An 18,490-nucleotide genomic window follows, 5' to 3' on the forward strand; every position below is an offset into this window, starting at 1 on the left:
CCCAGCCGGAGGCGACATGAATGCAGGCGACACCGCGTGGATGCTGGCCTCTTCCGCGCTCGTGCTGTTGATGGCTCCCGGCCTCGCCTTCTTCTACGGCGGCATGGTGCGAGCCAAGAGTGTTCTCAACATGATGATGATGAGCTTCATCGCGATGGCGATCGTGCCGGTCGCCTGGTTCGTGTACGCCTACAGCCTGGCGTTCGACGACGACGCGGCAGGCGGGTTGATCGGCGGTCTGGGCCATGTCGGACTTCGCGGAATCACCCCCGACAGCCTGACCGGCACGATCCCGTCGTACGTCTTCATCGTCTTCCAGCTGACGTTCGCGATCGTGACGGTCGCACTGGTCAGCGGCGCTGTCGCCGACCGCATGAAGTTCGCGGCCTGGGCCCTCTTCGTCCCCGTGTGGCTGACGGTCGTCTATGCGCCGGTCGCGCACTGGGTGTTCGCCTACGACGGTGACGACACCACCGGCGGCTGGATCGCCAACCAGCTCGGCGCCCTCGACTTCGCGGGCGGCACCGTCGTCGAGATCGGTTCCGGCTCCTCGGCACTCGCCCTCGCGATCATCATCGGCAAGCGGGTCGGCTGGAAGCGTGACCCGATGCGCCCGCACAACCTCCCCTCGGTGCTGCTCGGTGCGGGCCTGCTGTGGTTCGGCTGGATCGGCTTCAACGCCGGCTCCGCTCTGGGCGCCAACAAGCTCGCCAGCCTCGCCCTGATCAACACGGTCGCCGCCGGGGCCGCCGCGATGCTCGGCTGGCTCGCGGTCGAGGTGATGCGCGACAGCAAGGGCACCAGCTTCGGCGCGGCTTCGGGAGTCGTCGCGGGCCTTGTCGCCATCACGCCGTCGTGCGGCTCGGTCTCACCGATGGGCGCCCTCGTGGTCGGCGCGGTGGCAGGAGGTGTCTGCGCTTTCGCGATCGGGCTCAAGTTCAAGCTCGGCTACGACGACTCGCTCGACGTCGTGGGCGTGCACCTGGTCGGCGGCATCATCGGCACCCTGCTGATCGGGCTGCTCGCGAGCAACGCCGCGATCGAGCTGCTGGGCTTCGGCCAGGCCGGACTGTTCTACGGCGGCGGGCTGGGCCAGCTCGGCAAGCAGCTCGTTGCTGCAAGTGCGGTGCTCGTGTACGCGTTCACCTGTACGTACGTGATCGCCACCGTGATCGACCGGCTGATCGGCCTGCGCGTCGACGAGGAGCACGAGGTCACCGGCATCGATCAGATCGAGCACCTGGAGACCGCGTACGATCACGCGGGATCATCGACCGGTGGACTGGGATAGGAGTCTGGGATGAAGCTCGTCACGGCGGTGGTCAAGCCGCACAAGTGGGAAGACGTCCGGGCGGCGCTCGCCGACGCCGGGATCGCCGGCATGACGGTGACCGAGGCCAGTGGATATGGTCAGCAGAAGGGTCACACCGAGGTCTACCGCGGCGCGGAGTACGACGTGTCGCTGGTGCCCAAGATCCGTCTCGAGGTCGTCGTCGACGACGCCGACGTCGAGCTGGTCGTCAGCACCATCAGCGGTGCGGCCAAGACCGGCAAGATCGGTGACGGCAAGGTCTGGGTGATCCCCGTCGAGTCCGTCGTACGGGTTCGTACCGGCGAGACCGACGAAGCAGCGCTCTAGACCAGTGACCGACACGGCGGAGCTGGCGCAGCGTCGACGCGACCGCGCGATCGACGCGGACCAGGTGCTCGCCGAGCACTTCGCGAACGCCGTCGGAGACTCCGCGGGCTTCGCGCTCGTCGCAGTGGGAGGCTACGGCCGCAGCGAGCTGTCCCCGTTCAGCGACCTGGACGTCGTGCTCCTGCACGAGCCGGGGCTGCACGACGAGCACGTACGCGAGGTCGCCGAGGCGATCTGGTATCCGCTGTGGAATGCCAATGCCGCATTGGACCACTCCGTGCGAGACACCGTGCAGATGCGCGAGGCCGCAGCCGCCGACCACCGCGCGGCGATGGGGATGCTCGACGCCCGGCCCGTCGCCGGCGAGGCCGAGCTGGTCACGACGCTGCGCTCTGACGTCCTCGCCGACTGGCGCCGCGACGCGCGTACGAGGGTCGAGGAAGTACGCGAGGCACGCGCCGCCCGGATCGGGCGTTCCGGGTGGCTCGCGCACTCGGCGGTCCCGGACCTCAAGGAGTCCGGTGGAGGTCTCCGCGACACCGTGATCCTGCGGGCACTCGTCGCCACGTGGCTGATCGACGTACCGCACGCGGAGACGGAGTCCCTCCGCAGCTCGCTCCTCGACGTCCGCGACGCCCTGCACCAGGCCAGCGGACGACGGGTCGAGCGGCTCGACACCGAACTCGTCCCGGAGGTGGCCCGGCTACTCGACATGGAGGCCGAGGAGCTCGACCTGCACACCCGTCAACTCGGTCGCCGCATCGCGCACCTGTCGTCCCTGGCCTGGAAGCGCATCGACCGCGCCGTGGCTGCCCCGACCCGCAAGCCCAGGATCTCGCCGACCGGCCCGGTGGTCGCCCGGCTGGCCGAAGGCGTCGGGCTGCTCGACGGCGAGGTGATCGTCACGCAGCGTGCTGATCCGGCGAGCGACCCCGAGCTGGCTCTGCGAGCCGCTGCGGTCGCGGCCCGCGATGGCCACCCGCTCGGTGCTGGTTCTGCGGCCCGGCTCGCGGCGACGATGGGCGAGATGCACGTCCCGTGGCCCAAGTCGTCCAACCGGCTGATGGTCGACCTGCTCACCGCCGGGCCCGGACTCGTCCCGGTCTGGGACGAGCTGGACTTCGCGGGCGTGGTCGACAAGTGGCTGCCGGAGTGGGACGCCGTACGACTGCGTGGCTCGTCGTCGCCGGTGCACAGCTTCACGGTCGACCGGCACAGCCTGGAGACCTGTGTGTTCGCCGCCCAGGTGCAGCGGGACGTGGCGCGCCCGGACCTGCTCGCGGTGGCCGCGCTGCTCCACGACATCGGCAAGGGCGTGAACGGCGACGACCACAGCGTCGACGGTGAACCGATGGCCGTCGAGATCGCCGGTCGATGGGGTTTCGACGCCGAGGACGCAGCCGTGGTGGGGCGACTCGTGCGGTGGCACCTGCTCCTGCCGACAACGGCCACCCGCCGTGACATCGAGGACCCGTCGACGGCGGCGAACGTCGCCGAGATCGTGCAGACCACCGACTTCCTCGACCTCCTCGCGGCGCTCTCGGCCTCCGACGCACAGGCAACCGGCTCGTCGGCGTGGACGACGTGGCGCCGGGGGCTCATCGAGGGGCTGGTCGACAAGACCCGTGCGCAGCTGGAGGACGGTGTGAAGACGCCGGACCCGCGGGCGTACGAGGGGTGGCCCGCGAACGTGCACATCCCTGACTTCGGTGCCACCGGGCCTGCTGACTTCACGCTCGAGGTGGAGGCGCACCAGGACGGCTCGTTGCTGACCGTCGTCACGTCCAACCGCACGGGGGTGATGGCGGACCTCGCCGGGGCCATCGCCCTCGCGGGGCTCGAGATCCGATCGGCCCGCACCGTGACGCTCGGCGATGCCGCCGCGTCGCTCTGGGAGGTGTCTCGGCCCGATGTCGATGCCACCCGTCTCCGCGAACGCATCAGGCCTGCGCTGGCCGGCGAGCTCGACCTCTCCCGGCTCGAGCTCAGGTCGGCACAGGACGCCGCAGGGTCTCGCGTACGGATCCTCGACCGGCTTTCGGAGACCGCGACCCTGCTCGAGGTCCGGGCGCAGGACCGGCGCGGTCTGGTGTGGACCGTCGGACGCGAGATCGCGTCGCTCGGCCTGTCGATCCGCTCGGCGCACATGTCGACGTACGGCAGTGAGGTCCGCGACGTCTTCTACATCGTCGACGCCGACGGCGAACCCCTCGACGACGCCACGGGCACGGTGCTCCGCGATCGAGTCGCCGCTGCCCTCGGCTGAGCGGTGACTTACGCACCTTTCACCCGCGCCGAGAGGTGCATAGGTCACCGCACCCCGAAACGAAAGGTGCGTAAGTCACCGCTCCTGCGTCAACGCTCGGTGATGTCGGCTGGCTGACTCCGTTAGGCTTGGTACGCCCTCCGACACCTGATCAAGGACACCATGTTCGACACCCTGCAAGACCGGCTCCAGTCGGCGTTCAAGAATCTCCGCGGCAAGGGTCGACTGTCCGAGGCCGACATCGACGCCGTCACGCGGGAGATCCGTGTCGCGCTGCTCGATGCCGACGTCGCCGTCCCCGTCGTCCGCGAGTTCATCGCCAACGTCAAGCAGCGTGCAGCGGGGGCCGAGGTCAGCCAGGCGCTCAACCCGGCACAGCAGGTCATCAAGATCGTCAACGACGAGCTCGTCACGATCCTGGGTGGCGAGACGCGTCGCATCCGCTATGCCAAGACGGGTCCGACCGTCATCATGCTCGCGGGCCTCCAGGGCGCCGGCAAGACGACGCTCGCCGGCAAGCTCGGCGTATGGCTGAAGTCGCAAGGCAAGTCGCCGATGCTGGTCGCAGCCGACCTCCAGCGACCCAACGCCGTCAACCAGCTGCAGGTCGTCGGTGAGCGCGCCGGCGTCACGGTGTTCGCGCCGGAGCCGGGCAATGGCAAGGGCAACCCGGTCAAGGTCGCCAAGGCGGGCCTCAAGGAGGCGCAGCGCACCCTGCACGACGTCGTGATCGTCGACACCGCCGGACGCCTCGGTATCGACCACGAGCTGATGAAGCAGGCCGCCGACATCCGCAAGGCCGTCGATCCCGACGAGGTGCTGTTCGTCATCGACGCGATGATCGGCCAGGACGCCGTGTCCACGGCGCAGGCGTTCCTCGAGGGCGTCGACTTCACGGGTGTCGTGCTGACCAAGCTCGACGGTGACGCCCGAGGCGGTGCCGCGCTGTCCGTACGCTCCATCACCGGCCGACCCATCATGTTCGCCTCGACCGGCGAGAAGCTGACCGACTTCGACGTGTTCCACCCCGACCGCATGGCCGGGCGCATCCTCGACATGGGCGACATGATGACGCTCATCGAGCAGGCCGAGAAGGTGTTCGACGAGGAGGAGGCCAACAAGGCCGCCGAGAAGCTCATGGGTGGCTCGTTCACCCTGCAGGACTTCCTCGGCCAGATGGAAGCCATGGCCAAGATGGGCTCGATGTCCAAGCTGATGGGCATGCTCCCCGGCATGGGCGCCATGAAGGAACAGCTCGACAACTTCGACGAGCGCGAGGTCGACCGCATCAAGGCGATCATCCTGTCGATGACTCCTGCCGAGCGTGACAACCCCAAGATGATCGACGGCTCACGGCGTGCACGCATCTCCAAGGGATCAGGTACCCAGGTCAAGGACGTCAACCAGCTGGTCGACCGCTTCTTCGACGCCCGCAAGATGATGCAGCAGATGGCCAAGGGTGGCGGTATGCCCGGAATGCCCGGTATGCCGGGGATGCCCGGCCTCCCCGGACCGGGCAAGCGTGCCGGGGCCAGGCAGAAGCCACAGCAGAAGAAGGGCAAGCGCGTCTCGGGCAACCCGGCCAAGCGGGCGGCGCAGGCCCAGGCTGCCTCCAAGAAGCCCGACGGTGCGAGCGCCTTCGGCTTCCCGGCCGGCGGCAACGACCCTGCGGCAGGCTCAGGACAAGCCAAGTTCGAGCTTCCCAAGGAGCTCAAGGACTTGATGTAGCGCTCGCGCCCTCGCGGGCATACGGTCAGAGCATGTTGCCGCTCGTGGTCGTCATGGGTATCTCTGGCGTCGGAAAGTCAGCCGTTGGTCATGAGCTCGCCGATCGATTCGGGGTCGACTACGCGGACGGTGACGACTTCCACTCCGAGGCCAACATCGCGAAGATGTCCGCCGGTACGCCGTTGACCGACGAGGATCGCTGGCCCTGGTTGGCCGACATCGGTGCCTGGCTGGCCGCCCACGACACTGTCGGTGGCGTCATCAGCTGCTCGGCGCTCCGGCGTGCCTATCGAGACGTCCTCGTGCACGCGGCACCTCGTACGCAGTTCCTGCACCTGACCGGTGACCACGACCTGATCAAGTCACGGATGGAGCACCGTGACCACTTCATGCCAGCGTCGCTCCTGACCTCGCAGGAGAAGACCCTCGAGCCCCTGCAGCCCGATGAAAACGGTTGGGCCTTCGACATCACACCATCGCCCGCAGAGATCGTGGACGCCTTCGTCGCCCGCGCCGGGCAGCCAGAGGAGGAGACCGCATGATCGCCAGTACGCTCATCGCTGCCGCACCACCCGAGCCGGTCAAGGCCGTTGCAAGTACGGGAGTGCTGATCACCGCCGCACTCGTCGGCATCGCGGTCCTCGTCGTGCTGATCACGTGGTTCAAGCTCCACCCGTTTCTCGCGCTCATCCTCGGCTCGCTGACCGTCGGCGCGATTGCCGGCCGCAACATGCTCGACGTGGTGGCGAGCTTCAGCACGGGTGTCGGAGACACGGTCAAGGGCGTCGGCGTCCTGATCGCCCTCGGTGCGATGTTCGGCAAGCTGCTCGCCGACTCAGGAGGTGCCGATCGGATCGTCGACACCATCGTCGGGAAGTCGAGCCCGCGCATGCTGCCGTGGTCGATGGCTGCGATCGGCGCGATCATCGGCCTGCCGATGTTCTTCGAGATCGGACTGGTGCTGCTGATGCCGGTCATCTTCCTGGTCGCCAAACGCGCCGAGAGGTCGATCATCTCGCTCGGTATCCCCGCTCTGGCAGGGCTGTCGGCGATGCACGGGTTCGTACCGCCACACCCCGGGCCGCTTGCCGCCATCGACGTGGTCGACGCGGATCTTGGCCGCACCCTGGCGCTGGGCATCCTCGTCGCGATCCCCACCATCGTGGTCGCGGGACCGCTGTTTGCTCGGTTCGCCGACAAGTGGGTTCCCGTTCCAGCCGGTGACCTGTTCGAGGCGCCGACCGAGAAGCGTGAGCGTCGGCCCGGCTTCGGCATCACTCTTGCCACGGTGTTGCTCCCCGTCGTGCTGATGATGGGCAAGGCATTCGCCGACATCGCGGTCGACGAGGGCACGACGACGCGCAAGATGCTCGACTTCATCGGCGAGCCGTTCGTGGCGTTGCTGCTGTCGGTGCTCGTGGCGATCTTCACGCTCGGCCGGGGTTCGGGCATGGACAAGGACGAGATCTCGGACGTCCTGAGCAATGCGCTTCCCCCGATTGCCGGGATCTTGTTGATCGTCGGCGCCGGCGGCGGGTTCAAGCAGACGCTGATCGACACCGGCATCGCCGAGGTCGTGGCGGACTTCGTCAAGGACAGCGGCGTCTCCGTGCTGCTGCTGGCCTGGCTCGTCGCCGTGCTCATCCGGGTCGCCACCGGCTCGGCCACCGTCGCGACGATCACCGCGGCCGGCATCATGGCGCCGATCGCCCAGGACCTCGGCACCACGGAGGTCTCGTTGCTCGTGCTGGCGATCGGTGCCGGCTCGGTGTTCTTCTCCCATGTCAACGATGCGGGTTTCTGGTTGGTCAAGGAGTTCTTCGGGTTGTCGGTCGTGCAGACCATCAAGAGCTGGTCGATCATGGAGACGGTTCTGTCCGTCACAGGCCTTCTCGTGGTGCTCGGGGTCAACGCGATTGTCTAGGGCCCGCGAATGATGACATTTGTCGTGAAGGCCCGACGTGGGGGCGGGATAACCTGCAGTAATGCTCATCCCGCTCATGCGGACCTATCTCGCGCCCTACAAGGGTCCGCTTGCAGTGGTCATCTTCTTCCAGCTCGCCGGCACGATCGCCAACCTCTACCTCCCGGGCCTGAACGCCGACATCATCGACAAGGGCATCGTCGAGGGTGACACCGGCTTCATCCTGAGCACCGGCACGATCATGCTGGGCATCACGGTGCTGCAGGTGGTCTGCACGATCATCGCGGTCTACTACGGGGCCCGTACGTCGATGGCCGTCGGCCGCGACATGCGTGCCGGCATCTTCGGCAAGGTCGAGACGTTCGCGCAGCGCGAGATGACCCAGCTGGGAGCGCCGACGCTGATCACCCGGACGACCAACGACGTCCAGCAGGTCCAGCTGCTGGTGTTCATGCTGCTGACGATGCTGGTGGCGGCGCCGATCATGGGCATCGGAGGCCTGGTGATGGCGCTGCGTCAGGACGTCGAGCTCTCCGGCATCCTCGTGCTCGTCCTGCCGGTGCTGATCTTCTGCCTGGCAATGATCATCCGCCGGCTGCGTCCGCTGTTTCGCCAGATGCAGGAACGCATCGACGACATCAACGGCGTGATGCGTGAGCAGATCATGGGCATCAGGGTCATCCGGGCCTTCGTCAAGGAGGACTACGAGACCGAGCGGTTCCACGACGCCAACACGGCCAACATGGAGGTCGCGATCTCGGTCGGCAAGCTCACCGCACTGTTCTTCCCGCTCGTGATGCTGATCATGAACGTGTCGGTCGTCCTCGCGACGTGGATCGGCGGCTTCCGCGTCGGCAGCGGTGACCTCGACGTCGGCACCTTGACGGCGTTCCAGGCCTACATCACCCAGATCCTGATGTCGGTCATGATGGCGACGTTCCTGTTCATGATGTGGCCGCGTTCTGAGGTGTCGGCGGAGCGCATCACCGAGGTCCTCGAGACCGAGCCGAGCGTGCTCGCTCCCGATGACGCCGTCCAGGTGACGCTGGGCGAGGGTCGCATCGACATCGAGAAGGCGTCGTTCGCGTTCCCGGGTGCCGAGCAGGACGTCCTGCACGAGATCGACCTGATCGCGAGACCGGGGGAGACCACCGCGATCATCGGCTCGACCGGCAGCGGCAAGACGACGCTGCTCAGCCTGATCCCGCGACTGTTCGATGCCACGGCGGGCACGATCCGTGTCGACGGCCACGACATCCGTTCGCTGCGTCCCGAGAACGTCTGGACCGCGATCGGGCTGGTGCCGCAGCGCCCGTTCCTCTTCGGTGGCACGGTCGCCTCCAACCTGCGCTACGGACGACCCGACGCCACCGACGACGAGCTCTGGGACGCGCTCGAGATCGCACAGGCCAAGGACTTCGTCACCAAGATGCCCGAACAGCTCAACGCGCCGATCTCCCAGGGCGGCACCAACGTCTCGGGCGGCCAGCGCCAGCGGCTTGCGATTGCCCGTGCGATCGTCAAGCGTCCGCCGATCTACCTGTTCGACGACTCGTTCTCGGCGCTCGACTATGCCACCGACGCGGCGCTCCGCAGCGCGCTGCGCGAGGTCACGGCCAATGCCGCCGTCGTCATCGTCGCCCAACGGGTCTCGACGATCCGGGGCGCCGACCGCATCGTCGTGCTCGACGAGGGCCGCGTCGTCGGCACCGGCACGCATACCGATCTGATGCAGACCTGCGAGGTCTACCGCGAGATCGTCCTGTCCCAGCTCACCGAGGAGGAGGCGGCATGAGTGCCATGCGTGGGCCCATGGGGGCCATGGGCATGCCTCCGGCCAAGCCCAAGGACTTCAAGGCGACGTTCAACCGCCTCGCCGAGCGGCTCCTGCGCGACCGCATCCTCGTCTGGGGCGTCATCGCGTTCGGTGTCGTCGGCACCATCCTGACCGTCGTCGGGCCCAAGATCCTGGGCCACGCCACCGACATCGTGTTCACCGGCTTCCTCTCGGGCCAGTTCCCCGAGGGTGCGACCAAGGCAGAGGTCGTGGCGCAGCTCAAGGCCGACGGCAACGACAAGCTGGCCTCCCTGATCGGCTCCGTCGACCTGCAGCCCGGCACCGGCATCGACTACACCTCGCTGTCATGGGTGCTCGGCGGCGTGCTCGTGCTGTACGTCGTCGCGTCGGTGCTGACGTGGTTCCAGGGTGTTCTGACCACCACCGTCGTGCAGCACACGGTGGCGACGCTGCGCGACGACGTCGAGGCCAAGCTCCACCGGCTGCCGCTGTCGTACTTCGACAAGACCGACCGGGGCGAGATCCTGTCGCGTACGACGAACGACATCGACAACATCGCCCAGTCGTTCCAGCAGACCATGAGCCAGCTGCTCACCTCGATCCTGATGGTGGTCGGCACGCTCACGATGATGCTGATCATCTCGCCGCTGCTGGCGCTGGTCGCGGTGGCGACGATCCCGATCGCGTTCCTGCTGACCAAGGCCATCGCCAAACGCTCCCAACCGCAGTTCATGGCGCAGTGGGCCAGCACCGGCCGGCTCAACGGTCACATCGAGGAGGTGTTCACCGGCCACGAGGTCGTCAAGGTGTTCGGCCGCCAGGCCGAGGCCCGGCAGGTGTTCGACGAGCGCAACGACGACCTGTTCAGGTCGGCGTTCAAGGCGCAGTTCATCTCCGGCGTGATCCAGCCCGTGATGATGTTCGTCTCCAACCTCAACTATGTCCTGGTCGCGGTGATCGGCGGCCTGCGCGTGGCCTCCGGGTCGCTCAGCATCGGCGACGTCCAGGCGTTCATCCAGTACTCCCGCCAGTTCACCCAGCCGCTGACGCAGGTCGCCGCGATGATCAACCTCCTGCAGTCGGGCCTCGCGTCGGCCGAACGAGTGTTCCGTCTGCTCGACGAGCCCGAGGAGCCGGCCGACCAGGCTGACGCACCGTTCCCCGATCCCGTACGCGGTCGCGTCGTGTTCGACGACGTCTCGTTCGCCTACAAGCCCGACGAGCCGCTGATCGAGCACCTCAACCTCACGGCCGAGCCGGGACAGACGATTGCGATCGTCGGCCCGACCGGCGCCGGCAAGACGACGCTCACCAATCTCGTGCTGCGGTTCTACGACGTCCAGGGTGGACGCATCACGCTCGACGACGTCGACATCTCGCACATGGACCGGAGCCTGTTGCGTGACAACTTCGGCGTCGTCCTGCAGGACACCTGGTTGTTCAAGGGCACGATCCGCGAGAACATCGCGTACGGCGCCCATCGGGCCACCGAGGACGAGATCCGGGCCGCAGCCGAGGCCGCGTACGTCGACCACTTCGTGCGCACGCTGCCCGACGGCTACGACACGATCATCGAGGACGAAGGCACCAACGTCAGCGCGGGCCAGCGCCAGCTGTTGACGATCGCCCGCGCGTTCCTCGCCGACCCGGCGATCCTGGTCCTCGACGAGGCGACGAGCTCGGTCGACACCCGCACGGAGTCCCTGGTGCAGGGCGCGATGGAGCAGCTCCGGTCGGGCCGTACGTCGTTCGTCATCGCGCACCGTCTGTCGACGATCCGCGACGCCGACCACATCGTCGTGATGGAGGACGGTCGCATCGTCGAGCAGGGCACGCACGACTCGCTGCGCGCAGCCGGGGGAGCGTACGAGCGCCTCTACAGCGCCCAGTTCGCCGGCTCGACCGTGTGACCGCCATGAACGACAGCGGCCCACCGACTCGTCGAGTCGATGGGCCGTCAGGTCGAACGGGTCAGCGCTTGGCACCCTTGAACGAGCCTGTGGTTGCACCGTCGGCCATGACCATGCACGCGACGCCGCGGTCGACGTCCCAGGAATCCTCCAGCGGCAGGAGGTAGGTCATGTCGAGCGCGGAGTCGTCGTACGAGATGCCGACGAATGTCTCGAACCGGTCGTAACATCCCTGGCCCGCGAGCTCGTCGACCTGCTTGTCACCCGGGAAGTCGCCGTCCTCGAGCTCGAACGTCGCGTAGATCTCGGAGGAGTGCTCCTTGGCGCACGGGGCAACTTCGACTCGCGCGTACTCCTTCTCTGCGATGTTCTCGACCACGCAGTCGCCTGCCTTGAGCTCGTCGACGCTGACCTTGCCCTGCGACGTGACGTTGCCGTCCTTGTCGCGGTCGGCCTCGGTCAGCTTGTTGTAGGCGAACGTGCCGACGCTGGCGATGACGCCGAGCGCGAACACCACCGAGACGACCAGGCGGATGATGTGGCCGACGCCGTTCTTCTTCGGCTCTGTGGGACTGCTGGGTGTTTCGGTCATGAGAGCTCCCCTAGAAAATGCCCGCCGCTCGACGGGCCGACGAGAAAGATATCGGTCCGCGGGGTGATCCGTGGTGCAAACGAGGAGCTTTGGGTCACAAGTCGCCGCCGCCCGGCGGTGGGTGTCAGCGCTGGGCGTCCTTGAGGGATCCCGTCGTCTTGACGTCCTCGGTGAGCAGGCACGTCACGCCTTTGTCCATCGTCCAGGAGCTCTTTTGCGGATAGAGGTACGTGACGCCCAGCTCGGACTCCTCGTAGGCCGTGCCGACGTAGCTCTCGAATCGGTCGGCACAACCGTCCTCGGACAATGAGCTGGCCTTCTCGTCGCCCGGGTAGTCGCCGTCCGGCAGCTCGAAGTTGGCGTACGCCTCGTACAGGTGGGACTCGCTGCACGGCACCAGCGTCACGGTGTAGCTGGTCTCACCCTCGATGTCGTCATCCACGATGCAGTCGCCGACCTTCACGTCGGTCACGTCGACACGACCGCCGGAGCTCACCGAGCCTTCTGAGTCACGCTCGACTCCGGAGAACACACCGACGATGATGGCGACCGCGAGGCCGATGACGATCCACGCGCCCACGATGATGAGTGCCGCGATGGCGAACCCCCTGCCGTGGTCCTGCCCGTCCTTGCGCCGGGTGAGGGCGATGATCGCGAGCACGACGGCGGCGATCCAGGTGAACAGGCACGGGATGATCGCGAGCACCATGGCCCAGATCGCCTGGGGCCTGGCCGGCGTCTGGAGTGGGGGCTGGCCGTACGGGTACGGAGCTGTCACGGGTCCCGGCGGCGGCGCGGGAGGCGGCTGGGACGCCACGGGCTCGTCGGGCACGGGCGGCTGCTGGTCGGACATGGATTCCCCCTTGGACGGCGCGGACTCGCCGAGCCGAAACGCTATCGCAGCCGGTGGCCGCTCAGGCGAGAAACGCCGCGACGCGATCCTTGGGCCGGCCGATGATGGCGCGGTCACCTCGTACGAGCACGGGTCGCTGCAGCAGGCGCGGGTGCTCGACGATCAGGTCTGCCACGGCTTCTGGAGTCGTGTAGTCGTCAGGGTCGAGGCCGAGTCCCGTGAAGAAGCCGTCCTTGCGCACCAGGTCTGCCGGCGGGTCCTCGAGCTTGCCGATCAGGTCGAGCAGCTCGTCGCGGGTCAGTGGCTTCTTGAGGTACTGGATGATCTCGGGCTCGACCCCTGCCTCGGCCGCCTCGTCCAGGGCGTGCCGCGAGGTCGAGCAAGCGGTGTTGTGGAGGATCGTCACGTCAGCCATGCCGCCGAGCATACGGCCTGGCAAACCTGCTCCCGGCGACCCGAGACGCGTGCAACGATGTGCGGATGTGGGAGGCGTTTTCGCACAATCTGAAGGATCCGGCTGGCGCTGCGATCCCGTTCTTCCTGCTGTTCATGTTCATCGAGATGGCAGCCGTACGGAACGAGGCCAAGCACGACCGTGCGGCTGACGAGGCCTCCGGCAACGTGCTGGTCAAGGGCTACCTCAAGGAGGACACCCGGGCCAGCCTGACGATGTTCTTCGGCTCGATCGCCTTCTCGGCGGTGTTCCGTACGGCGGCGTTCCTGCTCTACACCGTGATCTACGTGCACCTCGCGCCGTGGCACCTGTCGGCCAAGAACCCGTGGACCTGGGTCGGCGTGCTGCTCGGCGTGGACCTGCTGTTCTACACGTATCACCGCTTCGCCCACCGCGTACGGCTCGGTTGGGCTGGTCATCAGGCGCACCACTCGAGCGTCTACTTCAACTTCTCGACCGCGCTGCGGCAGAAGTGGAACCAGTGGTTCGAGGTCGTCGTGTGGCTGCCGCTCCCGTTCCTCGGCGTACCCCCGTGGATGATCTACTTCGTCTTCTCGATCAACCTGATCTGGCAGTTCCACCTGCACACCGAGAAGATCGAGAAGCTGCCGCGGTGGTGGGAGCTCATCTTCAACACCCCGTCACACCACCGCGTGCACCACGGTTCGGATCCGATCTACCTCGACCGCAACTATGCCGGGATGCTGATCATCTGGGACCGGATGTTCAGGTCGTTCCAGCCCGAGCTGCACCGCCCGACGTACGGGCTGACGGTGCCGGTCGAGACCTACAACGTCTGGTCGCTGCAGTACGGCGAGTACAAACGCATCTGGCAGGACGCCCGCCGGGCCAAGAGGCTGCGCGACAAGCTGGGGTACGTGTTTGGCCCTCCCGGCTGGGCGCCGGGGCAGTCGGCCAAGAGCGTCAAGCCTTCTTGACCACGCTGGACTTGAGCTGCATCGGACCGAATCCGTCGACCTTGCAGTCGATGTCGTGGTCACCGACGCCGTCCACGAGTCGGATGTTGCGCACCTTGGTGCCGACCTTGATGGACTGCGCCTGGCCCTTGACCTTGAGGTCCTTGATGATCGTGACGGTGTCGCCGTCGTTCAGGACCGTGCCGTACGCATCCTTGACCTGCGCCTCGGCCTCAGCGGCTTCGGCTTCGGCTTCGGCTTCGGCTTCGGCTTCGGCAGGCGACCACTCGTGGGCACACTCCGGGCACACGAGCAATGCGCCCATCTCGTAGGTGTACTCGCCGGAGCATGACGGGCAAGGTGGCAAGGTCATCGGGCCAGCGTATTGGGTCAGTCATCCACGGCGCCCAGTACTTCGCGCAGCGCCGCGACGTGGCCGTCGAACGCCTTCCTGCCCGCAGCGGTCAGCCGTACGCGGACGCGGCGGCGCCTGTCCGACACCGGCCGCTCGACCTTGAGGTAGCCAGCCTCCTCGAGCGTCGCGAACTGCTTCGACAGTGCTGAGTCCGACAGCTTGAGGTGATCGCGTACGAACGCGAAGTCGATCCAGTCCGCCGGTGCGAGCAGCGCCACGATCGACAACCGGGTGCTCGGGTGGATCAGCTCGTCGAACTTCGGCTCGGTCACGCGATCCGCCGCCGGATCGAAGCCATCAGGGTCGGTCCACCGCACAGGATTGCGGTGGCGGCGAAGCAGGCCGCGATGGTCGATGCGTGCTCGGCGCCGTCGGCGTCCACGGCGAATCCCACGACGATCGAGGCCGCCGCGAGAAGCAGGATCGAGGCAAACAGGATCAACGGCAACCGTCGCCCGACCGTGCTGGCTCTGACGCTCAGCTGGCTCGACTTGTGGCGGCCCGAGAAAAGTCGTGACGCCACTGCCGCATGGAGTGCGCCGAACAGGAGGGTCGCCGCGCTGGTGATCCAGACGTTCCCGACATCTGTCGCGACGCCCAGCAGGATCCAGGCGATGGCAAGTCCCCACCAGTACCAGCGCGGCAGATCGACCTCGTCGATCACTCTCCGGCGCTCGTCCTCGACTGCTCGCAGCGCTTGTCGTGCGTCATTTGCACCGATGTGCTCGGTCATGCCCAGCCCCTTCACTTTCCTGGTAAGAAACTGAAACTACGCTTTCCGACCAGGAAAGTCAAAGACTCGCGTCAGCCATGATCCCGACGTGTGGAAAGAATGGGTGCATGAGCACAGACGAGAACCAGAACGTACGTCTCGACATCGACGACTCGATCTGCACGATCACGATCGACCGTCCGGATGTGCGCAACGCCGTCGACGGCCCCACGGCGCTGCAGCTGCGTGATGCGTTCGAGGAGTTTGAGGGCAATGACGACCTGGCCGTTGCCGTGCTCACCGGAGCCGACGGCACGTTCTGCGCCGGAGCTGACCTCAAGGCGTTCGACGACTCGAGCCGTCGCAACGAGCTCGATCCTGCCGGCGGGGGAGACGGGCCGATGGGCCCGACCCGCATGGAGCTCAGCAAGCCCGTCATCGCTGCCATCGCCGGCCACGCCGTCGCGGGCGGTCTCGAGCTCGCCCTCTGGGCCGACCTGCGGGTCGTCGAGGAGGATGCCGTGCTCGGAGTGTTCTGCCGGCGCTGGGGTGTGCCCCTGATCGACGGTGGCACCGTTCGCCTCCCGCGCATCATCGGCCAGGGCCGAGCGCTCGACATGATCCTCACGGGCCGCCCCGTCGGCGCCCACGAGGCGCTGCAGATGGGACTGGCCAACCGCGTCGTACCCGTGGGGGAGTCGCTCACCGCGGCGTTCGAGCTCGCCGAACAGATCGCCGCCTTTCCGGCGGCCTGCATGAAGGCGGATCGGGCGTCGGCCTACCGCCAGTGGGACCTCCCGCTCGACTCGGCTCTGCGGTCCGAAGGTTCCGCCGGCGTCCACATGCTGATGGCCTCCGGAGAGGCTGCCGAGGGAGCCAAGGCGTTCAGCGAGGGAGCCGGGCGTCACGGGGAGTTCTGAGCACGCACCGAATTGGAGCATGGGCGTGTGGTCTGGCAGAATGACTCCTTGCGTCCGGTACGCGTGAGGGCCCTCTCTCCCACATGCTCCGGCACACAGATTTCGTCGGCCGTGTCCCCACGCGGCACCGACAGGTCACCACATACAAGATTCTGAGGAGACACCACACTCGTGGCAGTCAAGATTCGCCTGAAGCGCATGGGCAAGATCCGCACGCCGTTCTACCGCATCGTTGTCGCCGACTCACGCACCAAGCGTGACGGTCGCGTGATTGAGGAGATCGGTACGTACAACCCCAAGGCCGAGCCGTCGATCATCAACGTCGATGGCGACCGCGCCAAGTACTGGCTCGGAGTTGGCGCACAGCCGACCGAGGCCGTCGCCGCACTGCTCAAGATCACCGGCGACATCGGTGGCAAGAACACCATGAAGTTCGCCGAGCCCAAGCGCGACAAGGAAGAGATCTTCCAGGAAGCGCTCAAGGAGCTCCACAGCGACAACAAGGCTGACGCCGTGACCCGCAAGGCCGCGGCCGCCAAGAAGGCCGCGGCCGACAAGGCCGACGACGACGTCAAGGAAGCCACCACCGCCAAGAAGAAGGCCGACAAGGTTGAGGCTGACGCCCCGGTCGAGTCGCCCGCCGATGAGGCACCTGCTGCTGACGCTGCGCCCGCCGACGAGGCAAAGGCTGAAGAGCCTGCCGCTGCTGAAGAGGCAGCTGCTGACGAGGCAAAGGCTGAGGAGCCCGCCGCTGACGCTGAGGCCACTGACGAGGCAAAGGCCTGATCGTGGCCGCGCCCATCGTCGAGGTCATCGAGCACCTGGTCGCCGGCATCGTCGACAATCCTGACGACGTCAACGTGCGAGCCAAGCAGACACGCAACGGTGAGCTGTTCGAGGTCCGGGTCAACCCGACCGACCTCGGCAAGGTCATCGGACGTCAGGGTCGTACCGCCACCGCCATCCGCAAGGTCGCTGGCGCGATCGCCGGCAGGGGCGGCGCGCGCATCGATTTTGTGGACGTCGACCGCCGGAACTGACTCATGCAGGTCGTCATCGGCCGCATTGGTCGAGCCCACGGCATCCGCGGTGAGCTCAACGTAGATATTCGCACTGACGAGCCCGAACGGCGTTTCGCCCCGGGCTCGTCAGTCGTCTGCGGCGACCGTACGCTCACGGTGGCCACCGCCAGGCATCACAGCGGCCGACTCGTCGTCGCGTTCAAGGAGATCCCCGACCGCACGGCCGCCGAGGCGCTGCACGGCACGATCCTCGAGGCGGTCATCGACCCCACCGAGGTGCCGGAGGATCCCGACGAGTTCTACGACCACCAGCTGGTCGGCCTCGAGGCGCGCAGCGGTGACGCCGTGGTCGGCACCGTCACGGGCATCGTGCATGGTCCCTACCAGGACACCCTGACGATCGACATCGACGGCCGCGAGGTGTTCGTACCCTTCGTGACCGCCCTGGTCCCTGAGGTCAGCGTCGCGGGTGGTTTCGTCACGGTCGCCGACATCGAGGGCCTCCTCGACCCTGACAAGGCCGAGAAGGCCGACGGATGAAGATCGACGTCGTCTCGATCTTCCCCGCCTACCTCGACGTCCTCCAGCTCTCCCTCGCCGGCAAGGCACAGGCCTCCGGGCTGCTCGAGATCGCGGCACACGACCTGCGCGAGTTCACCCGCGACAAGCACCGCAGCGTCGACGACACGCCGTACGGCGGCGGCGCCGGCATGGTCATGAAGCCTGAGCCGTGGGGCGAGGCGCTTGACGCGTTGACGACCGACGAGGCCGTCATCATCGTGCCGACCCCGTCCGGTGAGCTCTTCACGCAGCGCACCGCCGAACGCCTCAGCGCAGAGCAGCATCTGGTGTTCGCCTGCGGCCGCTATGAAGGCATCGACCAGCGCGTCATGGAGCACGCGGCCACCCGCTGGCGGGTCGAGGAGATCTCGCTCGGCGACTTCGTGCTCAACGGGGGAGAGGTCGCTGCGCTCGCCATGATCGAGGCCGTCGTACGACTCATCCCCGGCTTCATGAGCAACCCCGAGTCGCTCGCCGAGGAGTCGCACGGCGAAGACGGGCTCCTCGAGTACCCCGTCTACACCAAGCCGGCGTCGTGGCGAGACCTCGACGTACCCGAGGTGCTGCTCTCCGGCAACCACGCCGCGATCGCCGCCTGGCGACGCGAGCAGGCGGTCGAAAGAACTCACAACCGACGCCGGGGCGAGTCAGCCGGCTGACCGCCCGACACCCAGCTATTAACACGATCGGCCTTGCCGTAACACGAGCGTAATGCTGAGGTAAGGCCGAAATAACCTCCGCCCGTCAGGATGCAGATGCTTCCTCGGTCAGCAATGACG

19 protein-coding genes and 1 pseudogene are annotated in these 18,490 nt (G+C 66.9%); 14 read left to right on the plus strand and 6 right to left on the minus strand.

All coding sequences use genetic code 11. The features are described from left to right. Positions 1-16 precede the first annotated feature (16 nt). The 8 genes from ABD683_RS14365 (at position 17) to ABD683_RS14400 (ending at position 11,265) form a co-directional block, all read left to right on the plus strand. Positions 17-1,291 (plus strand): ammonium transporter, encoded by a 1,275-nt coding sequence (locus tag ABD683_RS14365; protein WP_344771607.1) that lies wholly within the window; start codon positions 17-19, stop codon positions 1,289-1,291. 9 nt (positions 1,292-1,300) lie between these two features. Beyond that, positions 1,301-1,639 (plus strand): P-II family nitrogen regulator, encoded by a 339-nt coding sequence (locus ABD683_RS14370; RefSeq protein ID WP_344770647.1) that lies wholly within the window; start codon positions 1,301-1,303, stop codon positions 1,637-1,639. Between the two features lie 4 nt (positions 1,640-1,643). Further along, positions 1,644-3,905 carry a [protein-PII] uridylyltransferase gene (locus ABD683_RS14375; RefSeq protein ID WP_344770648.1) on the plus strand — a complete coding sequence of 754 codons (2,262 nt, stop codon included), beginning with the start codon at positions 1,644-1,646 and terminating at the stop codon, positions 3,903-3,905. A 162-nt stretch (positions 3,906-4,067) separates the two neighbouring features. Continuing rightward, complete coding sequence (gene ffh / locus ABD683_RS14380) at positions 4,068-5,633, plus strand: signal recognition particle protein (RefSeq protein ID WP_344770649.1); 1,566 nt, start codon at positions 4,068-4,070, stop codon at positions 5,631-5,633. A gap of 32 nt (positions 5,634-5,665) precedes the next feature. Further along, positions 5,666-6,175, plus strand: coding sequence for a gluconokinase (locus tag ABD683_RS14385; protein ID WP_344770650.1), 510 nt, complete (start codon positions 5,666-5,668; stop codon positions 6,173-6,175). After that, on the plus strand, positions 6,172-7,557 hold the full coding sequence (locus ABD683_RS14390) for a GntP family permease (protein WP_344770651.1): 1,386 nt from the start codon (positions 6,172-6,174) through the stop codon (positions 7,555-7,557). The genes ABD683_RS14385 and ABD683_RS14390 overlap by 4 nt, the downstream gene beginning before the upstream one ends. A 61-nt stretch (positions 7,558-7,618) precedes the next feature. Beyond that, positions 7,619-9,352 carry an ABC transporter ATP-binding protein gene (locus tag ABD683_RS14395; protein ID WP_344770652.1) on the plus strand — a complete coding sequence of 578 codons (1,734 nt, stop codon included), beginning with the start codon at positions 7,619-7,621 and terminating at the stop codon, positions 9,350-9,352. Continuing rightward, the gene (locus ABD683_RS14400; RefSeq protein WP_344770653.1) at positions 9,349-11,265 is read left to right on the plus strand and encodes an ABC transporter ATP-binding protein; all 1,917 of its coding nucleotides are present in this window, start codon (positions 9,349-9,351) and stop codon (positions 11,263-11,265) included. The genes ABD683_RS14395 and ABD683_RS14400 overlap by 4 nt, the downstream gene beginning before the upstream one ends. A 61-nt stretch (positions 11,266-11,326) precedes the next feature. On the opposite strand, the gene ABD683_RS14405 is transcribed toward ABD683_RS14400, so the two are convergent. The 3 genes from ABD683_RS14405 to ABD683_RS14415 all read right to left on the minus strand — a co-directional run bounded on the left by ABD683_RS14405 (position 11,327) and on the right by ABD683_RS14415 (position 13,125). After that, on the minus strand, positions 11,327-11,857 hold the full coding sequence (locus ABD683_RS14405) for a septum formation family protein (RefSeq protein ID WP_344770654.1): 531 nt from the start codon (positions 11,855-11,857) through the stop codon (positions 11,327-11,329). 124 nt (positions 11,858-11,981) lie between these two features. After that, a complete protein-coding gene (locus tag ABD683_RS14410) occupies positions 11,982-12,710 on the minus strand; it encodes a DUF4190 domain-containing protein (protein ID WP_344770655.1) in 729 nt (242 codons plus the stop codon). A gap of 61 nt (positions 12,711-12,771) precedes the next feature. Beyond that, positions 12,772-13,125 (minus strand): arsenate reductase family protein, encoded by a 354-nt coding sequence (locus tag ABD683_RS14415; RefSeq protein WP_344770656.1) that lies wholly within the window; start codon positions 13,123-13,125, stop codon positions 12,772-12,774. Positions 13,126-13,190: 65 nt separating this feature from the next. Here ABD683_RS14415 and ABD683_RS14420 point away from each other — a divergent pair, with 65 nt between their 5' ends. Beyond that, complete coding sequence (locus ABD683_RS14420; protein WP_344770657.1) at positions 13,191-14,102, plus strand: sterol desaturase family protein; 912 nt, start codon at positions 13,191-13,193, stop codon at positions 14,100-14,102. Here ABD683_RS14420 and ABD683_RS14425 read toward each other — a convergent pair. The 3 genes from ABD683_RS14425 to ABD683_RS14435 are packed head-to-tail and all read right to left on the minus strand — an operon-like array spanning position 14,089 to position 15,229. After that, complete coding sequence (locus tag ABD683_RS14425; protein ID WP_344770659.1) at positions 14,089-14,454, minus strand: zinc ribbon domain-containing protein YjdM; 366 nt, start codon at positions 14,452-14,454, stop codon at positions 14,089-14,091. The two genes, ABD683_RS14420 and ABD683_RS14425, sit on opposite strands and share 14 nt — an antisense overlap. 17 nt (positions 14,455-14,471) lie before the next feature. Next, positions 14,472-14,768, minus strand: coding sequence for a transcriptional regulator (locus tag ABD683_RS14430; protein ID WP_344770661.1), 297 nt, complete (start codon positions 14,766-14,768; stop codon positions 14,472-14,474). Further along, positions 14,765-15,229: a hypothetical protein gene (locus ABD683_RS14435; protein WP_344770662.1), complete on the minus strand. Its 465-nt coding sequence runs from the start codon at positions 15,227-15,229 to the stop codon at positions 14,765-14,767. The genes ABD683_RS14430 and ABD683_RS14435 overlap by 4 nt, the downstream gene beginning before the upstream one ends. A 107-nt stretch (positions 15,230-15,336) precedes the next feature. Here ABD683_RS14435 and ABD683_RS14440 point away from each other — a divergent pair, with 107 nt between their 5' ends. The 5 genes and pseudogenes from ABD683_RS14440 to trmD all read left to right on the plus strand — a co-directional run bounded on the left by ABD683_RS14440 (position 15,337) and on the right by trmD (position 18,370). Next, positions 15,337-16,128, plus strand: a complete 792-nt coding sequence (locus ABD683_RS14440) for a crotonase/enoyl-CoA hydratase family protein (protein WP_344770663.1) — start codon at positions 15,337-15,339, stop codon at positions 16,126-16,128. Between the two features lie 171 nt (positions 16,129-16,299). Next, positions 16,300-16,746 (plus strand): annotated as a pseudogene (gene rpsP / locus ABD683_RS14445) (30S ribosomal protein S16); the annotation flags it as partial. A gap of 170 nt (positions 16,747-16,916) precedes the next feature. Further along, positions 16,917-17,168, plus strand: a complete 252-nt coding sequence (locus ABD683_RS14450; RefSeq protein ID WP_344770666.1) for an RNA-binding protein — start codon at positions 16,917-16,919, stop codon at positions 17,166-17,168. Between the two features lie 3 nt (positions 17,169-17,171). Then, positions 17,172-17,690, plus strand: coding sequence for a ribosome maturation factor RimM (rimM, locus tag ABD683_RS14455; protein WP_344770667.1), 519 nt, complete (start codon positions 17,172-17,174; stop codon positions 17,688-17,690). Then, complete coding sequence (gene trmD / locus ABD683_RS14460) at positions 17,687-18,370, plus strand: tRNA (guanosine(37)-N1)-methyltransferase TrmD (protein ID WP_344770668.1); 684 nt, start codon at positions 17,687-17,689, stop codon at positions 18,368-18,370. The genes rimM and trmD overlap by 4 nt, the downstream gene beginning before the upstream one ends. Positions 18,371-18,490 lie beyond the last annotated feature (120 nt).

This window comes from Aeromicrobium panaciterrae, assembly GCF_039537165.1.
GTDB lineage: Bacteria > Actinomycetota > Actinomycetes > Propionibacteriales > Nocardioidaceae > Aeromicrobium > Aeromicrobium panaciterrae.

What these genes read in the sequence shown, in the direction of transcription:
- trmD (WP_344770668.1), top strand. Translation starts at nt 17,687, where the DNA reads ATGAAGATCGACGTCGTCTCGATCTTCCCCGCCTACCTCGACGTCCTC.
- ABD683_RS14420 (WP_344770657.1), top strand. Translation starts at nt 13,191, where the DNA reads ATGTGGGAGGCGTTTTCGCACAATCTGAAGGATCCGGCTGGCGCTGCG.
- ffh (WP_344770649.1), top strand. Translation starts at nt 4,068, where the DNA reads ATGTTCGACACCCTGCAAGACCGGCTCCAGTCGGCGTTCAAGAATCTC.
- ABD683_RS14425 (WP_344770659.1), bottom strand. Translation starts at nt 14,454, where the DNA reads ATGACCTTGCCACCTTGCCCGTCATGCTCCGGCGAGTACACCTACGAG.
- ABD683_RS14435 (WP_344770662.1), bottom strand. Translation starts at nt 15,229, where the DNA reads ATGACCGAGCACATCGGTGCAAATGACGCACGACAAGCGCTGCGAGCA.
- ABD683_RS14395 (WP_344770652.1), top strand. Translation starts at nt 7,619, where the DNA reads ATGCTCATCCCGCTCATGCGGACCTATCTCGCGCCCTACAAGGGTCCG.
- rimM (WP_344770667.1), top strand. Translation starts at nt 17,172, where the DNA reads ATGCAGGTCGTCATCGGCCGCATTGGTCGAGCCCACGGCATCCGCGGT.
- ABD683_RS14415 (WP_344770656.1), bottom strand. Translation starts at nt 13,125, where the DNA reads ATGGCTGACGTGACGATCCTCCACAACACCGCTTGCTCGACCTCGCGG.
- ABD683_RS14365 (WP_344771607.1), top strand. Translation starts at nt 17, where the DNA reads ATGAATGCAGGCGACACCGCGTGGATGCTGGCCTCTTCCGCGCTCGTG.
- ABD683_RS14390 (WP_344770651.1), top strand. Translation starts at nt 6,172, where the DNA reads ATGATCGCCAGTACGCTCATCGCTGCCGCACCACCCGAGCCGGTCAAG.
- ABD683_RS14410 (WP_344770655.1), bottom strand. Translation starts at nt 12,710, where the DNA reads ATGTCCGACCAGCAGCCGCCCGTGCCCGACGAGCCCGTGGCGTCCCAG.
- ABD683_RS14405 (WP_344770654.1), bottom strand. Translation starts at nt 11,857, where the DNA reads ATGACCGAAACACCCAGCAGTCCCACAGAGCCGAAGAAGAACGGCGTC.
- ABD683_RS14440 (WP_344770663.1), top strand. Translation starts at nt 15,337, where the DNA reads ATGAGCACAGACGAGAACCAGAACGTACGTCTCGACATCGACGACTCG.
- ABD683_RS14370 (WP_344770647.1), top strand. Translation starts at nt 1,301, where the DNA reads ATGAAGCTCGTCACGGCGGTGGTCAAGCCGCACAAGTGGGAAGACGTC.
- ABD683_RS14400 (WP_344770653.1), top strand. Translation starts at nt 9,349, where the DNA reads ATGAGTGCCATGCGTGGGCCCATGGGGGCCATGGGCATGCCTCCGGCC.
- ABD683_RS14385 (WP_344770650.1), top strand. Translation starts at nt 5,666, where the DNA reads ATGTTGCCGCTCGTGGTCGTCATGGGTATCTCTGGCGTCGGAAAGTCA.